Origin of the sequence: Bhargavaea ullalensis, assembly GCF_042432615.1 — a bacterium.
In the GTDB taxonomy this organism is placed as follows: domain Bacteria; phylum Bacillota; class Bacilli; order Bacillales_A; family Planococcaceae; genus Bhargavaea; species Bhargavaea ullalensis.
In genome coordinates, this window is sequence record NZ_JBHLWY010000030.1 from 33266 (window position 1) to 51337 (window position 18072).

At 52.6% G+C, this 18072-nt stretch carries 9 protein-coding genes; all 9 read right to left on the bottom strand.

Annotation, left to right across the window (positions count from 1 at the left end):
- Window positions 1-72 precede the first annotated feature (72 nt).
- Window positions 73-687: an S-layer homology domain-containing protein gene (locus tag ACFFIY_RS07490; protein ID WP_354196549.1), complete on the bottom strand. Its 615-nt coding sequence runs from the start codon at window positions 685-687 to the stop codon at window positions 73-75.
- Between the two features lie 232 nt (window positions 688-919).
- A complete protein-coding gene (locus ACFFIY_RS07495) occupies window positions 920-5458 on the bottom strand; it encodes an endonuclease (protein WP_354196551.1) in 4539 nt (1512 codons plus the stop codon).
- 184 nt (window positions 5459-5642) lie between these two features.
- Entirely contained in the window at window positions 5643-7940 is a 2298-nt protein-coding gene (locus tag ACFFIY_RS07500; RefSeq protein WP_354196553.1) for an S-layer homology domain-containing protein, read from the bottom strand.
- A gap of 307 nt (window positions 7941-8247) precedes the next feature.
- Window positions 8248-11307 carry an S-layer homology domain-containing protein gene (locus ACFFIY_RS07505; RefSeq protein ID WP_354196555.1) on the bottom strand — a complete coding sequence of 1020 codons (3060 nt, stop codon included), beginning with the start codon at window positions 11305-11307 and terminating at the stop codon, window positions 8248-8250.
- A 448-nt stretch (window positions 11308-11755) separates the two neighbouring features.
- Window positions 11756-13048 (bottom strand): oligosaccharide repeat unit polymerase, encoded by a 1293-nt coding sequence (locus tag ACFFIY_RS07510; protein ID WP_354196557.1) that lies wholly within the window; start codon window positions 13046-13048, stop codon window positions 11756-11758.
- A gap of 13 nt (window positions 13049-13061) precedes the next feature.
- Window positions 13062-14591 (bottom strand): murein biosynthesis integral membrane protein MurJ, encoded by a 1530-nt coding sequence (gene murJ / locus ACFFIY_RS07515; protein ID WP_354196559.1) that lies wholly within the window; start codon window positions 14589-14591, stop codon window positions 13062-13064.
- Window positions 14584-15324 carry a WecB/TagA/CpsF family glycosyltransferase gene (locus tag ACFFIY_RS07520; RefSeq protein WP_354196561.1) on the bottom strand — a complete coding sequence of 247 codons (741 nt, stop codon included), beginning with the start codon at window positions 15322-15324 and terminating at the stop codon, window positions 14584-14586. Before ACFFIY_RS07520 ends, murJ begins: the two co-directional genes overlap by 8 nt.
- Before the next feature lie 27 nt (window positions 15325-15351).
- On the bottom strand, window positions 15352-16629 hold the full coding sequence (locus ACFFIY_RS07525; RefSeq protein ID WP_354196563.1) for a nucleotide sugar dehydrogenase: 1278 nt from the start codon (window positions 16627-16629) through the stop codon (window positions 15352-15354).
- A gap of 193 nt (window positions 16630-16822) precedes the next feature.
- On the bottom strand, window positions 16823-18007 hold the full coding sequence (locus ACFFIY_RS07530) for a S41 family peptidase (RefSeq protein WP_354196565.1): 1185 nt from the start codon (window positions 18005-18007) through the stop codon (window positions 16823-16825).
- Window positions 18008-18072 lie beyond the last annotated feature (65 nt).

Consider the following 18072-nt stretch of genomic DNA (forward strand, 5'->3'; position numbering starts at 1 on the left):
TAGAATCAGTTCGAATGTTGGATGTTTTTGTCTCATCTTGTACACGACAAACTACAAACAGGTGCTAAATACCTACTCGCTCACTTCAACACCGATCACTTCCGGCGGCGGATATTCATCGTGGACCGCATGGTAGGAAGCTACAAGGAAGGAGGCGAACTGCCCGCGGCTCGTCGTCTCCCTCGGCCGGAACTCACTCACTGATGTAATGCGGTGTTTCGACAAGATATGGATCGCCCGCCGATCCTCCTCGCCAAATTCGGGACTCAGGTCGGTTACTTTGGATTTGACATCCGGCAGATCCGGCAGGTCAAAAGCACGCACGAGCACCATCGCCATCTGGCGGCGTGAAATGAATTCAGCGGGCATCAGACGGTTTTTCGACCCCTGAAAGATTCCTTCCTTCTTTACGAGAAGAGAGTATTGATAGAGTTCCTGATCACGCGAATCAGGCGGCACATCCGAAAACGGTTCGACGCCGGACAGATCATACTCAGACACCTTCTTGCCCGTGGTCTGCTCGATATACTTGCCGAACGCCTTCACGACGTTCGCCCGGTTCAGCTTGACGGAAGGACCGAATCGGTTCTCAGGATAGCCCGTCATGAGGCCCAGCGTGCGTGCCTCCATGATGTTTTGAAAATGACTGCTATCGATCGGCACATCTGCATACAGCATGGTGTTCATCTGCACGTCCCCTTCAGCTTCTCCGCCCGGAAAAAGAATCAGGGAACCTGCAAGAAAGAGTAAGGCCCCCGCTCCAGCCAACCACCTTTTCATCATCACACGCCCCCTTCCTTTCAATCTATTATAGCGTGTATTCAGGCCTCCGGCCGTAAAAATTCAAGAGACACGGAAAATAAGCTGTGAAACAACCAGAAAACACCGGAAGAGCAAATGCCCTCCCGGTGCTTCTCATTCAGGATGCCTTCTGGAGGCCGCCCGCCGCTCCGCTCCCGAAGACCGATTCCACCCATTCCGGATGGTCGATGAACGGATTGCGATTGCCTTGAACACTGAAGATCTTTTCGTTGCGGTTCTGCTCGAATTCGCTCACCGGATCCTGCTCGTGCCATTTCAGCAGGGTCGACAGTTTGCCGTGATACGGCGCGGTTCCGTTTCCGAGTTTTTCGTTCAGTTCCAGGTCGACCCGGTCGTCTTCGCCGTAGCGGGTCGCCATGTAAAACAGCATGCGGGCCACGTCGCCTTTCACTTCATCTGGCGGTTCGAAGGAGTTCGCCGTCTTGAAGCAGCCGTCGCAGCCTTTCACCGGGCTGCCGCCTTCATCGAAGTCGAGGTTGCCGCGGGAACTGTTCACCTGGACATCGGTCGGCCGGAGGTGATGGATGTCGGTGCCCGGGCCGTTGGACGTGCCGAAGTTGCCGTGGGACTTCGCCCAGACGTGCTCGCGGTTCCAGTCGCCGACGTTCCCACCGTTTCGGTCCTTCGAACGGGATTCCTGCGAATAAAGGAGAATGACGTTGTCCGGATTGGCCGGGTCTTCATCAGTCTCTTTGAGGGCATCCCAGACGTCCCCGTACGACAGGACATACTGCTCGGAGATGATGTCGTGGAGTGCGTCCTTCAGTGCATCGCCCTGAAGCCCTTCTGCATCCGCGTAGTAGCCGTCTCCTTCACCCGGCTCCTCCGGCTCTTCCGGCTGGTCGGCCGCTTCCACCGTCAAGGTGAATCGGGTTGTGACAGATGCCTTGCCGTCTCTTGCCGTCACGCCGACAATGTGGGTGCCTTCATCAAGGCTGAGCGTCAGGACCGATCCATTGACCGTCCCTTTCGTCGCCGAGTAAGTGAGCTTGTCCCCGTCCGGATCGCGGAAATGACCGGACAGGTCGACGGTGACCGTTTCCCCTGCCGTCACTTTCTGATCCGGGATCGGCGCACTCACGACAGGTGCAAAATTGCGCTCCCCCGGAAGGCCGATGATCCGGCCTTTCGAGTCATAAAGCGTCAAGTATTCCTTGGAAGCCTTCTTTTCAAATGTGATTTTCCGGATGTTCTCCCCGCCGCGCACTTGGATCGGCTTGGCTCCTTCTATCACCAGTTCCTTCACTTCGGTGCCTTTCGCGTCGATGATGGTGCCGTCCTGCTTTGGCTTTACGTAGACGACCTGGTTCTTGAAGCCTTCGCCGTGCAGTTCCGCGTACCGGCCGTTCAGGTGGAGGCCGTCAGGGAAATGGGCATTGGCCCCCATCGTGACCGATACGCTTTGCTTGCCGATCGTTTCTTTCTTCTTGCCCGGCTTGTCGAAGACAAAGTGGTCTTCCGCCTTGATCGGTTCGAATTTCTGCCCCTTCACGAGGTCGACCTGCACCATGAGCGGGTCATGGTCGCTTGCGCGGCCGGCCATGTCGGTGAAGTCGGCGTTCACGTGCAGGATGTCGATTTCCGTGTCATCGACAAGGTTGTTCGATACGACAATATGGTCAAGCACCTGGGAGTTGCCTTGGTACACATACGTGTACCGGTCCGGCGCGTCCACGCGGTTGATCATGTTTGTCATGTGCTCGCCTTCAAACAGGCGAAGCGGTGCGGAGAACTGGTAGTCATTGTAGTCGCCGACCGAAACGATGTTCGCGTCCGGATTGTCGGCCTTCACTTCTTCCGTGAAATCTCGGACGAGCTTGGCGATTTCCAGACGTTGCTTTTCACTCTTGAGCACAGGCGGCTGGATTTTGCCGAAGATCGGCGTGTCTCCGCTCTTGGAGTTCCAGTGGTTCGCAATCACGACGACGCTCTCGCCCTGGAAGTCGAACTGGGCCGCAAGCGGCTTCCGGCTGCTTTCAAATGCCGGGTCTTGAGGCGAAATGCGGCCGGGGTTCAGCGTCAGCTTGCCGTTTTCATAGCCGACCGCGGTTGTCGCGTCCCCGTGCGGGATTCCCTCGGTGAGCGACACGCGCTGCGGATTGTAGAGGAAACCGACGCGGATGTTCGCATTCGGCTGGCCGCCGTCTTCGTTGTTCACCGGATTGATGTTCACATATTCATAGCGAACACCGCCGGCTTCGGCGATTGCATCGATCAGGCGCTGATATGACTGGGATGCATCCGAGTCACCGGCGTCCGGGCCGTTGTTGTCCTGGACTTCCGTCACGCCGACAATGTCCGGGTTCTGCATGTCGACCGCGAACGCGCGTGCGAGCTTGCGCGCCTTGTCATCGGATGTCGTCTTTTTATTGTTCGAGAAGTTCTCGAGGTTGTACGACGCGATCGTCAGCTTGTCCTCGTCCTTCTTGATCGTCGTCGTCTCCGGACGCGCTTCGCCCTTCACGTGGGCTTCCTGCATGTCCTCAAGAGACGCAAAAATCTTATAGTTCTGGAACGAATAGCCGACGACTCCCTCAATCGGGCCTTCGAACTTGTCGCCCGTTGCGACTTCAAAGTCACGCGCAGCCCCGTTCGGCTCCATGCGGAACTGGATGCGCTCCGGGTTCTGGTCGCCTTCCTTGTACAGGATGCCGCCGTGGATCGTCTCCGCCGGCCAGCTTTCAAGAACCGTCACGATGTCCCCGTGCTCCTGCGGACCGACCGCCCGAACGGTGCCAACCGACACGCGCATCCCTTCGAGGCTCTCCCAGAAGTCGATTGCATCGACGTCCGGATTGAACACAGTCAGGTTGTCGCTGTCGACGTGTTCCGTCGGGAGGTTGCTTTCATCGATGACGATCGGAAGCGGCAGCTCGACGCCCCGCTCGAGGATCTTGACGTCCCCTCCGCGGTCATCGCGGACATTAATCTGCGTCACCGGCAGATCCGTGTCTGCACGGTCTGCATAACCGTCGATTGCATACTCGCTTACCTGTCCCTTCACCGAGACGAGGTCTCCGATCTGAAGAGACCAGTCGTTCCGGCCGGCGTACAGCGTTACCGCTTCCGACGTCCGCGGATCATCATCCGCTTCGTCGTCCGGCGTCTGGATATGATAATAGTGGGAGCCGTTCAGCTCATAATGATACGTCACGATCCCCTCGACGCCTTCTACAACCTGCCCTTCATAAGGACTGAAGTGGTCGGCTCCCTGGATGTCATGGATTCTTAGGGCATCCGTGATCTGGTAGTCGTATGCCGTGATGTCCCCGAATTCTCCGTCCGCATTGCGGACAACTGTCTTCAGCACTGTACTTTCTTTGACGACAATCGGACCTTCATACAGGATTCCGTTTGTTTTCGGATCCGAGTTGTCCACCGTGTAAAGGATGTCGGCATCTTTCGTAGTCGTCGAAAGCGTCACTCTCTGCTCACCGACGTACGTTCCGCTCCCCGGCTCGGCGATCGCCGGCTGGAGGACCGAAGAGTCGATGACGATATCCTCCGCCCTGCGAGGAATCACCTGGTATTCATCGTCAAACTGCTGGACGATGCCGGTGATCGACTCATACGTCATCCCTTCGGACAATCCGAGCTGCATCTGCTCGTCGCGCACGACAAAGTTGCCGGTGCCGTCCGTCGCCCCAAAATTCGCCCAGCCGCTGCCCGTGACCGAAGAAATCAGTTCCACTCCTTCGACCGTGACCAGCCGGGATTCCAGCTCCTCGCCGATCTCACTGCCTTTTACAACAGCAGCAGAAGGTGCTTCCGAATCAGTGCGCTTCTCCACTTTCGCCCCGTCCAGCTGAAGCAGACCGCGATAATCCGCCAGCTTGCCGGTGAGCGTCACTTCCTCCCCGACCTTCAGTCCAAGGGACGTTGGACGGACCGCAATCCCCCCGGTCTCATCCTGCACGGAAATCGTGTTCTTTAAGTTCGCTGCCACAATTCCTTTGATCGTCACTGTTTCACCGACAGGAAGCGTGCGTGCTTCACCGATAGAAATCGTTTCGATCGGGGTTTCAGGTGTACCCGGTTCCCCGGAGCCGTCCATCTCATGCCAGCCGAGATTAGAGAAGTCGTCTTTCGGGAACGAATTCCACTCCGTATTCCGGTCGAACGAATCATCAATCACCGTGTCACCGGATGTGATATTCGATTTTCGCACGAGCGTCACGTCAGTCCCGAAATTCTCTCGTGCCCCGACTTGTCCGAACGAATCCACCACTTCCCCATTTTTGCGGAGGACGAGCGCATCATCGCCGTTGAAGTTGATCGCCGACTGATTCAGCACATCCGCTTTTTCTGCCAGTTCCGCAACCGACTGATTATGCGCAAGCACATACGTTTCTCCAGTTTTCAAAGTTCCGGACAGCTGCTGTTTGCCGGTCGGCGTCTTGGAACCGTTTGCATACAGCTCCAGCGTATAGGCGCCGAGATCCACGTCCTTCCCCGTCCCGTTGTACAGCTCGACGGCCTTGTTAAAGCTGCTGCCCTCGACATATTCTGAAATCAGCAGGTCTGAGGCAGCAGACACCGCTTGCACAGGAGCCGGTATGGCAGGCAGGAACAGACTGATGGCCAGCCCGGCAGACAGCAGACCGTTCAACGGCCTTCGCCACTTCATAGAGTTCATTCATCTACTCTCCTTTTAATATAGTTTTCTAAAAATAGACTGGTACTTCTCTATCATGAGGCGAAAGACGGATAAAAACAATAGATTTCGGACACTATGGAATAAACGGTTCTTTGGTCACAGATAGACAGAAAAAAGACCAGGAGCGGAAACGCTCCTAGCACAAAACTTTTGTTTGATGGAATTAGCTTGCTGGGGTGGTATCCTCATTTTTAAGATCAACGGTCACTGTCTGGCTGCCAAGAACATTCGTACCGTTCATAACACGGATAGCAAATGTTCCTTCATCCCCATCTTTGAGGCCCGTTAATTCAATGTCACCTTCGGCATTCTCTACGAACTTAAGATCTGCCAATCCTGAGTCTGCAGAAACAGCTTCAACGGTTCCCAGAATGAGATCGCCTTCTGTATATCCGGCAGCCTCAGTACCATCTACATCCACATATATAGTTGGCTTTTCATTGATCATGGCGACCGATACATCCGCATCGGAAGAAAGAATGACACCTTCTGTACTGAGAAGATCAGAAAGCATAACAGGTGTTTTCGTGATTATGTCTGTCTTAAAGTTGACCGACTGGATGGATGGCGTCGTATCTTCAACTGTCACAGCAAAGTTTTCACGAGGCACATCACCTTGATAAATGGTAATTGTAGCTTTACCCGCTTTTTTAGCGGTCACCACAATGTCATTTCCTTGGTAGCTTACTTCAACATTGTCATTGTTGGATTTCGCCTGGTATTTACCGTTTTGCCCAACTTCTTGAGACTGACCAATGTAGAGGCCGTCCTTATTGTATTCATTGAACGCAAGTGTCAGGCTCTGGTCTTTTTGAACGGGGCTCAGATCCAGGTTGGCATCTGATTGTCCGTCAGCCAGTTCAAGCTTACGGCTTGCCACATCGCGGTCTGTCCCGACCGTTAACGGAATGCTGAGGAGATTCTTGTCGGTTGCTTTAATTTGAATCGTCCCGGAACCAGCATTGTTTTTAGCCGTAACCGTCGCCACGTAGCTTCCCTTTTCTTTTCCTTCTTCAACGGAAACACTGCCGATCACTTGACCGTCTGAATTTTTGATCTCGGTGTCATTTTGAGTGAAGCCTGCGAAAGGCATCCCGTATTGGTCAGTGACGTCAAAATTAAAACTGCGCGTCTGCCCGGCGATGAGACCAAGATTCTTGATTTCAGCAGCAGCATTCCCAGCGGCTCTTGCTTCCGCAGATACAGTGATTGGCACATCTAACGTGGCACCGGAATCTTTGTGAGTTACTGTGATAGTCGCTTTTCCTGCTTTCACAGGTTGAACCGTACCATCCTTCCCGACAAGAACAACGCCATTATCAGAAGAGGAATAAGTCAAGCCTTCAGTCACAGTTAGCTCTTCACCTGATTTGGATTTCCCTTTGATATTGGTGATTTTCGCACTCTCGTTGGAAACAAGCGTATTGTTGGCAACTTTGTTTTGTTCCATCAGCAATTCATATTGATCAAGCGAAGCAACGGTTGTCTTGAAATCTTGCAAAGTAAGGGTTGCATCCGCCGAAGTGAAGGTTTGATCGCCTTTTGTGATTTTCACCTGATACACAATCTTGTTTGGCGCAGTTTCGAGTTTTTCCTGATCCAGTTCTCCGGTTTCTTTATCCTTAAAGATTCCAGGGGACGTGGAAAGAAATTCAATTTCATACCCTGCCTCTTTCAGTTGCTCAGGGGACATCTTTTTACCGCCGTTCACCGTAAAAGCAGCGAACTGGGCTTGTTCGGCTGTCCGGTCAACTGCACTGTCCGAACCCTCGACAGAAGTCACTTCAACCGTTTCATCTACGGTCGCATCATAAGAACGAACGAGGAATGTCGCAAATTGCGCACGGCTTGTCGAAGAAAGCGGACGGTATGGGTTTTGGTCAGTGATGCCGTTCTCATACAAAATCTCAATCGACTTGGCATACGCTGAGTCACCCGCATCTTTGATGACCGTATCACCCTCTTTGTCTTCAAAACCAAATGCCCGTACAAGCACTTCTGCCATTTGGTCGCGCTTAATCAGTCGAGTGGCCATCAGATTATTATTCGATCCCTCGAAAATTTTAGCTTCCTTGACGATTTTCGAATAGACAACGAGTTCCGGGTCACGTGAGTTGTCGGGAACATCGGTGAAATTCTCAACTGCATTAATGTTTTTTGATTTCACATACTCATCACGTGTCATGCCACTTTGTGCTACAACAAACTTCCCTAAAGCCTTTGTCACATCTCCGCGGTTCAACAGCTTATTAGGCTTAAATGATTTATCGTCGTAACCGGTCATAATGCCAAGTTCATTTGCACGTACGATGTTATCAAAGTGGGAACTCGTCTTCGGCACATCTGTAAACGGTGAATCCGAGTTATCTGCAGGCGCTGCCGCCACCGGAACAACCGCCGAGGCCACCATTGCCGTTGTTGCTGTTGCTACTGCTAATTTGTTGTGCCTGTTTGTTTTCAAGAAATGACCTCCTGAATCTTATGATAGAAAGGGTAATGGTAATCCCTTCAACTTTGTTTACCACAGATATACTGAGTAAAACATTAGTGTGAAGGTTTCTATGTCAAGGAATTATTTCTACTGAAGATATTTAACGTAAGTCAATTTAGTTTCCCTTCTTAGTGATTTTGAATTAATAATTGTCAAGCATTTCATCGCTAACGCCATTTGAGTATATGAAAGGATGATTCTCTTTTCAAAAAAAGTGCGCAGAGTCATTAAAAAGAGGGATGAAGAGTAAACTCACTCTTCATCCCTTCAGTTTCAATTATTGTGGTTGAACCATGGACTTCTGAATCCCTTGGATAGTTTGAGCAGAAGATTTGTTCCCTACTTCATCACGGACATACGTTGTTGTTCCTGGACGGTAATCTACCGTAGCACCGTATAGATCGTTGACAATGCTACCTGCAAACGGCTTTTCAAAACGGAGAACAAGCATGTTATGAGGCGTTTGATTAATAGGCTGTGCAGTTTCGCCCACAGAAGAATTAGCTACTGTGCCTCCTGTACGGAACAACGGAGCTACATCTCCTTCTGTAAATACGCCTTCGCTGTAAGTCAGAAGTACATCCGTATTATTACCCCACGCCTGAGCACTAAGAATAATAGGTGCTGCGTTGTCTTCAACATCATCAGCTACAACACCTGTACCACCAATTGCGACTTGGGATTCTTTTGCCACCAACGCATTTTGATCGAAAGATACAATATTATCAATTGCACTTGTTACGAATTTAATATCGTTCTGTGCTGGTGTAATGGTCAGTGTATTTCCGCTGACAGTCGCTTTAAGATCGCGGCTTCCTTTAAGATTCGTCTGAGCAGAATAGAAACCATTCCGATCAGCAACAAATCCTTGGACACTAATCTTGCTAAGATCAATTGTCGGATCAAGATCTTCTGCAAATTCTACAGTAATTTTCTCGGCAGAGTCGAGTGTGACGCCATCAACCATCGGAGCTGAAACCGATACTCCAGTTGCTGTAGCGGTAAGTGCAGATTGGTTAGTCAGTTTTGGCGTTGTTCCAAACGCATCAACTGCTACTGCCCCAGGAAGAGCAATGATAGTGTAGTTCGATCCTTTTGTAGGAACGAAATCGAAATCAGTTGAGCCTGCAGCAAACTTATTGTTAACCCCTTCGATAACAACTGTTTTTCCAGTTGCATCACTACCTACATATTTCACATTGAAGGTAGCACCAGCTTTTGGTTGATATGTTGTAGCACCTTCACGAATTCTGAGCGTACCATCCGCAAGGGCCTTTTGAAGGCTTTCCAGTGTTGGACGCTGATCAAATGTCAGAACAAGATCAGCAGACTCACGGTCTTTTGCATCAACTTGAAGACTAGCAGTCATTGATTTAACTTGGACATTGTCTTGTGCTGTAGCTTTGACCCCAGTCGTTGCCTGGTTTGTAGCGTTAGGGAAAACAGCGTTTTTAACAAGGTTGGCAGGAATGCCCACGTTGTATGTCAAAGCTTGATCGAGATTAGCTTCTGGAAGAGTCAGTGTAACCTCGTTTGCTTCCACTGCTTGGTCTGCTGTCATTTTAGCAGTTTCTACAGTTTTGCCAGTCGAAGTTGTAACGGTAACAAGGCTTGCAAGATCATCGAGATTCTGTTTAGAAACATCTTTATCAAATACAAGAACAATATTCTTAGTTCCTGTTACACGAGCCATTGTCGCCTTAGGAGTTGCTTCAGCAACAGTTGGGGTAGTTACAGTCGCAACTTTTGTATCCTTATTGAGATACTTTCCGGAAGCTGTTGGAACGTTTGTCTTCACTCGGATTTGATATGTTTGACCAGCAAGGAGCTTCTTAGTCGCATCAGGGCTTAGTGTAAAGACCGCGCGGTTTTTAGTAATTGCATTTGTCCATTCCGAAGCAACTGCACTGTTGCCATTTGTATACTGATCAAGTGTTCCCAAAAGTTGACCTGCATTGTCGTAAACCTCGAAGTTTGTTGCTGCCAGAGCAGCATCAGTCATTTTTTCTGAAAATTCGATGTATACTTTATCAGAAACTGCACTCACGCTGTAATCAGGTGTAGTCGATGCTTCGCGAAGAATTACTGGACCGAATGTATGAAGTTCTTTTGCAACGCTCATATTCGAACCATCAAGGAGGGAAACATAGTACCGCTCGCCCGGCTCGAAATCACGTTTCATTACAACTTCAGCAGTCTTTCCGTCAGCAGAAAAGTTAACTTGTGCAGATTGAACTGCATTTGTGCTTCTCACTGTATCGCCGAATTTGTAGGTAGCAAAGTAGCCGCCATTTTGTTCAGCTTCACGAATAAAGTCTTTATCAAGCGCTTTGCTGAAAGTCACTTCAACTGTGTTGGGATTAATAGCCTTAACGTCAGAAATACCGCTGTCAACAGATGCTTGTTGAACAATTACATTAACTGTAGCATCAATGTCTGTTCCTGCTACGTCACCTGTCAACTTGTAAGTCCCAACTTTTGTGTTATCAAGGTTTTTAGTATCCCATTTTACAAGAGCTGTAGACTTTTTGCCATTTTCAAGCGTAACGCCAACACGTGTTGGAAGGTTTGGAGTTTCGCCAACTTTGATTGTAATATCGTTGACTGCATCCACAGACGCGATTGGAGAAAGCGGCAGGGATGGATCCATACCCATTGATACTTTGTATGCACGGACGAGGAACGATGCAAATTGTGCACGGCTTGTCTTGTTGAATGGCTTGTAAGGATTGGCGTCAGATACACCGTTTTCGAGAAGGATTGCGATCTCTTTCTCGTAAGCGGAACCTTTGCCATCGATTACTTTGGTGTCGCCTGCTTTTTCTTTCAGGTCAAATGCACGAACGAGAACAACTGCGATTTGGTCGCGGTTCATTTCTTTTGTAGCCATGAGGTTGTTGTTCGAACCTTCGAAAATGCCAGCTTCTTTTACAATCTTTGAGTATGTTACAAGTTCTTTGTCACGAGCATCGTTTGGAACGTCAGTGAAGTTTGGAACATCTGCGATTTTGTTGTCTTTCACATACTCAGAAAGAGTCTTTCCGCTTGTAGCTACAACGTATTTCCCAAGCATTTTCGTAACATCGCCACGATTGAGGATTTTGTTCGGCTTGAATGTGCCGTCGTCATAACCGGAGAGGAATCCGAGTTCGCGAGCTTCTTGTACGTTGACAAAGTGGGAGCTCGATGGCCCGATGTCAGTGAACGAGGAGTTAGCTTCTGCTGCTACGTCCTTGTCTTGTCCTGCTGCTGCTACTGGTGCAACTGCGGAAGCGACCATTGCTGCTGTAACCGCGCCAGTCATGAACTTGCTATAAGACTTGGTCTTCATTGCCATAGAATATGTTCCTCCTTAGTGTTTGAAAAAGGTGATTGCCCCGTTCTACCGACGCACATAGAAAACGAGTCTGATAGAACGTTCACTGCTTATTATAGAGTATTACAAAGACATGTCAACGGATTTCCTAATGATTTCATTTCAATTACGCGTTTTTTGCAAAAGAAAGCAGAATAGTATCACAACCGATCGTATTTTACAGGCATTGGATGGCATGAGGGTCGTTTGGTGTAAGATTCTCTCCTTCTTACCGTACCCCTCTTCATTCGTGGGCATTACGGCCCTGGTTAGCAATCTACTTTCCGGGACTTCCCCTTCTCCCCTTAATTAATAATAAGAAAGCAAAAAAACGGGCCGGCATCAGTATATGACGCCGGCCCGTTTTCTTATGACCCGAATATAAAGTAACGAGGAACTATTCTATGTGCCCCTATAGCATAACGGTTGCTCACAAAGTTTTCAAGCTTTTCTTTTGACTTCTGTCCAGTTCGATCGCCGCGGTCAGGATGACGAAGCCGATCATGAGGAAGAAAATGATGTCGAGCAGTCCTGTATGAAGAGAGACGGTGAAGATCGTCATGACGAATGCGTAGGCAACGGTTTGGTAGCTGCGCACTCCGGCCCGCTTCATCTGGTTGTACAGCATCGAAATGATCGCACCGAACAGGAAGAAGCCGATTGCGACGAGCAAGTATCCGCCGTCTAGGAATAGTTGGCCGATGTAGGTCGGCGTCGTGGTCCGGTTCGGGCGGGTAATGTAGCGGCCGCCCTCAACGCTGAGTGAGTTGACGACTTCAGTCACTTTCACGCGCGGGAAGACTTGATTGCCCGGAAGGATGCTACCAAATGTGCCGGCGATGAGCTGTCCTTTCAGATAGCCTTCCTCTTGCGTGTATTCCATGATTTTTGACAACACAATATGTCCGTTGACCATTTCACCGTTGAGTGAGCGGATCCACTCCGGGGTCTCTTCCATGATTTCCTGGTCGGTCTTCAGCTTGTTCTCCTGCTGGTCGGACAGTTCGACGTCCGGCTGCTCCCGGCTGTTGAATGCTTCATCGGGGTCTTCCGACATGAAGCGGATGAAGCCGAAGATCGAGAAGAACAGCGCGACGACGACCATTCCGCCGAGAAGCCAGCTCAGGTTGATGCGACGGATGATGTAATGGAAGATAATGACGCCGGTGAACATCATGACGGCGATCGGCGTGCGGTAGCCCATGAGGAGGAACAGCACCATCGCGCCGAAATAGACGGCACCGTATTCGACGGCTTTTCTTTTCGTCAGCTGGTCTTCTTTCATGATCCTCAGTGCAAGAAGCAGGACGACGCCGAACCAAAGCAACTGACTGAGCAGGTTCAGCTTCGGATCGAGGTTGCGCCGGACGGATTCGTCGGTGAGCCCGATCTGGCCGGTAGCGAGCATTCCGGCATAGGCGATGGCGCCGATCATCGTGAGGATCCAGATGAACCAGACGGTCTTGCCTTTCAGGAAGCCGAACCCGAAGTTCGGGAACACCCACAGCCGCTTGTCCGCAAGCCAGACGCCGACATAGTAAGCGATGAGCGATACGATGACCGCCGGCCAGACCGACACGGAGATGTTGAAGTAGGCGAACCGGTGGAAGTCGAACGTGCTGACGAGAAAGTACAGGATGAGCACGAACGGCAAAAAGAAATAGGGCGAGAATGCGCCGATCCGGTTGAGTCCGGCGACGCCATTTTTAAGCGTTGTTTTCATAATGAGTGGTTCATCATCGCTTGGATGATGGCGTTCCTCCTTTGGCAAGCATCTCTTTCACGAATTCGTTGCGGAACAGCGCCATGACGGCAAAGTAGACGACGGCGCCCGAGACGCCGAGGACGACGAGCCGGAACATCCGGTGCCAGTCTTCCGCCCCCGGCACGAGCCGGTCGAATCCGAAAAGGAAAGCCATCATGACGAGGACGCCGACGATGATCTGGGCGGTGTTCTTGAGCAGGTACGAGCCGTCCATGCCGCCGACTTCCTTCCACAGGGTCGTAAACGTGATGGCACAGTACAAAAGTGCGACGATCGATGCGGAAAGCGCAATCCCCTGCGCCCCGTAAAATTGCGAGAAGATCCAGTTCGAGACGATGTTCAGGATGATCGAAATCAGCCCGATCCGCATCATGTAGTGCCCTTTTTCGAGTGTGTAGAATCCTTTGGCGGTGACCGCCTGGATGCTGTAGAAGAACGCCGAACCGATGTACAGCACCGCGTAGGACGAGGTCAGGTCGGTGGCGCTGGCCGTGAAGGCGCCGCGCTCGTACACCGTTCCGACCAGTTCGTGCATGAGGTACCACATGCCGGCGAGCATCGGCGTCAGGAACACGAGCAGGTACAGATAGCCTTTCTCGAGTCCCCGCTTGAACAGGCCGGGGTTCTTTTTCGTATGGGCTTCGGCGATGATCGGGAAGGCAATCGTCGCGATCGTGACGCCGAATATCGCCTGGGGGATGTTGACGAGCCGGAACGCATAGTTCAGGTTCGAGACAACCCCCTCACCGAGGTCCGCGGCGAAGAATGTGTTCACCATCAGGTTGATCTGACCGACGGCGATTGTCAGTCCGACCGGCCAGAAGATGTGGTAGAACGCGGACACTTCCTCGCGGTCGAGCTTCTGGCTCCAGATGATGAACTTCTTCGGCGTGCGGTAGATCAGCTTGATGAGCAGGCTCAGGATCGTCCCGACGAAATAGCCGAGCGGGACGGCGATGATGCCGATCTGTTTATGAAATAATAGCGCGAAGACGATCGTCATGAGGACGACGCTCGTCTGCGAGAACACACTGAATGAAAATTTCTTTTTGGCGTCGAAGAAGCCTTCGAACACGGCGTTGACGCCGACCATCATGAGCGAGGCGAAGTAAATCGCCGCCGTCCAGGAAGCGATCGCGAAGCCGTGTTCGAATTCGCCGAAGTTCGGATAAAACAGCCGGACGATCGGCGAACTGAGGAGCACCCCGAGGATCGAGACGCCGAGCGTCAGCCAGAACGTCCCTTTGACGATGTTCGTCAGGTGCTCCTCTCCCCTGCCGAGTGCCGAATACTTATAGTAGCTCGGCAGGAAGGCGTCTTTCATGCCGGTGAGCAGGAACAGGACGAACGCATTCGGGATCGTCATCGCGGCGAGGTAGGCGTCCGCCTCGTAGGAGTCGCCGAACAAACCGGCGATGACGAGGTCGCGGATCATGCTCGAGAACTTCAGGACGAACGTCGAGAACAGGAACAGGATCGACGCGACCTTCAGTTTACTCATGGGCGCCGCCGCCTTTTCCGTTTCGTTCCCCGGCGAGGACCGCGAGGAGGAATTTCGGCAGTTCGAGCTGCCTCTTCCAGCGGGCCGGCTCTTTCAGCAGGCGGTACAGCCATTCCAGGCCCGCCTTGCGGTAGAAGGCCGGCGCCCGCTTGATGTTGCCGGAGAATACGTCGAACGATCCGCCGACGCCCTGGAAGACGGACACCGAAAGGCGCTCTTTGTTGCGGATGATGAAGTTTTCCTGCGTCGGCGAGCCGAGTGCGACGAACAGGATGTCCGCGCCGGATTCGTTGATCGTGCGGATGATTTCTTCTTCATCCTTCACGTATCCGTCGAGCGTGCCGGCCACTTTGAGTCCCGGGAACGTCATCTGAAGGTTCCCGGCGGCCTGCGCGGCGACGCCCGGCTTGGCGCCGTAGAGGAAGACGCCGCTGCCTTCTTCGGACGCGCGGCGGCAAAGCTGTTCCATCATGTCGACGCCCGTGATGCGGTCACGGATCTGCCCTTTTTGAAGACGCGAGGCGATGAGCACGCCGACGCCGTCGGGAATCTGGAAGTCTGCAGTGTTGAGGATGTTGTGCAGTTCCGGATTCTTTTTCGCCTTCATGAGCTTTTCGGGGTTGATCGCGACGATGAACGACTTCTTTCCGTCCCGGATGCGGGCGAAGATGAGGTCGAGCATGTCGTCAAACCGCTCCGTATTCACCTGTACTCCGAAAAAATGTTCTTTCATTTGGATTCACCCGTATGTTTGAGACGATTACTCGTTCGTATTTTCTTTATGGTCTCCGAGGAGGTGCGTCTTGAATCCCGCGGCTTTCCATGCCGGGAGATCCAGGCAGTTCTTCGTGTCATACACGATCGGTTCCGCCATGCGGCCCTTCACGTCTGCCGGCGCAAGCTTCATGAACTCCCGGTGATTCGTAAGCACAAGGATCATCGATGCCCCGTCCGCCGCCTCTTCGATCGTGTTCACCTGCGTGCGGTGGCTGCCTTCGTTGACATGCGGATCGTAAGAGGCGACCGTGAAGCCTTTCGCCTCAAGGCTGTGGATGACGTCGATCGACGGGCTTTGGCGCATGTCGTCGACGTCCGCTTTGAACGACAGGCCGAGAACGGCAATTTTGCGGTCGGTGTCGCCGATGAACTGCAGGACGCGGTCTGCGACGAATTGCGGCATGCCGTCGTTCGTCTTGCGCGAAAGATGGATAATGTTCGACTGCTCCGGTGCGAGTTCGACGAGGAACCACGGGTCGACCGCGATGCAGTGGCCGCCGACGCCGGGGCCCGGCTGGTGGATGTTCACCCGCGGGTGGAAATTGGCGAACCGGATCGCATCCCAGATGTTCACGTCGAGATGCTCACCGATTTTCGCCATTTCATTGGCGAATGCAATGTTCACGTCGCGGTAGGTGTTTTCCATCACCTTGACGAGTTCAGCGGTCGTCGCGTCGGTGAGTTCGATCGGCCCTTTGACGAACGCTTCGTAAAGGTCTTTCGTCAATTCGGCGGATTTTTCGTTGATGCCGCCGATGATGCGGCCGTTCTGTTCGAGTTCCTCGAAGATCCGGCCCGGGATGACCCGCTCCGGCGAGTGGGCGACGAACAGCTCTTCCCCGATTTTAAGACCGGACTTTTCGAGCTCCGGCAGCATGACGTGTTCCACCGTTTTTGGCGGAACCGTCGATTCGAGGATGACAAGGTTGCCTTTCTTCAAGTAAGGCACGATTGATGCGGTCGCCTTCCGGACGTATTCGAGATCGGCGGTGCGGTCTTCGCGGATCGGGGACGGGACGGCGACGATGAACACGTCGGCTTCAACCGGTTCGGTCGAAACGTCGAGCATGCCGCTGTCGACCGCTTTGTCGAGCCGCTCCTGCAGGCCGTTCTCCTCGATGTGGAGTTGTTTGTTCCGGATCATATTCACCGCGCGCTCGTTCACATCGACGCCGTGGACAGGCACGCCGTGGTTGGCGAACATGACCGCGGTCGGGAGTCCGATGTAGCCGAGGCCGACGACACAAAGTTTCTTCGTCATGAGATGGTCTTCCTTTCCTGATGCATGGATTGCAAGTTTAAGTTGAACGCATTGCGTTTCTAGACAAATCAATTTTCCCATTATAGCATATCCGCCGGCAGAACGTTCCGCCGCCCGGTAACTTCCTATTCAGAAGATGATGGAAACGGCTGCGGGTGCGCGCCGGCGTGCGCAACAGGTGCCGCACCACCCGTTAATTGGCAGTGGTCTTGATGAACAGATAGGCGCCTTTTCGCATGTAGATGCCGTCTTTGTCCGCGAATCTCGGATTGACGGACAGCACGTATTTCGCATCGCGCTCAAGCGGGCGTTCCGGCTCGATGCGCAGCGAGCGGCCGTCATCCCCCGGTTTGACGGTGACTTTTACGGGCTGGGCGTTCCCTAGACGGATGAGCTCCACCCGATTGGACGCGGCAGGCGCGGAAAAGTTCATGTCCTGTGAGAACCGGATCGTGATCGGCTTCGTGCCGGCGGTTGTTTCCACGTCGGGAAACTGTGTGTAGTCCCAAGTGGCGAGTTCGCGTCTTGCGAGTGCCTCGTGCGCAAACTCGAGCTCCTTGCCGGGCGGGGTCACTTCGTCCGGCTGAATGCCGAGTCCGTGGATCTTCGTGCCGCCCGGTCCGGAAAAGTGGGCCGTCGTCAGTTTGAGCGCCCCTCCGTCCGATAGTTCAAAGAAGCTTTGGACACTTCCCTTGCCGTACGTTTTCTGTCCCACAAGGATTCCGGCTTTCTGGTCCTTGACCGCTGCGGACACGAGCTCCGAAGCGGATGCAGAGTATTTATTCACGAGCACGTACGGTTTGGCGGGGAATTTTACGGATGACGGGCGGGCGTTCACATGCAGCGTCTTGTCCCGCTCAAACCGCGTGTAGGCCTTCGGCGCATTCTGGAACATCCCGATGATCGCCTCGGCGCTGGACACGGTGCCCCCGCCGTTGAAGCGGAAGTCCAGGATAAGCTGGCGGGCGCCGAGTTTCTTCATCTTCTCCCATTCGCGGATGACGGCCTGTGGCGTTTCCACCTGGAAGCTCTCGATATGGATGACGGCGGTGTTGCCGAACAAGTACTCGGACCTCACCTTTGCCGGGGCCGCGTAGATCTGCGTGTCGGCGGAGAGCGTTTCGCCGAGTCCCGGAATGTGGATCGTCTTCAAGTACGCTTCATACTCCGCCTTCGTCATGTAGGTCGAGTACTCATCCAGCTTGCTGGTCACTTCTTTGATCGTCTTGTAGTCGTCGATTCCGAGCGGCACATCGCCGTAGTAATAATTCTTCACGTAAAATTTAATGTCTTTGAGCACATCCCCCGACGCCGCTGCGGGCTGTGCGCCGATCAGCAGCATGACGGCCAGGATGACGGCCACTTGAAGTCTGCGCATCCACGATTCCCCCATTTCATGAAGAAGCAAGTATTCCATTAATTATACCCTACGAAAAGAAGAGC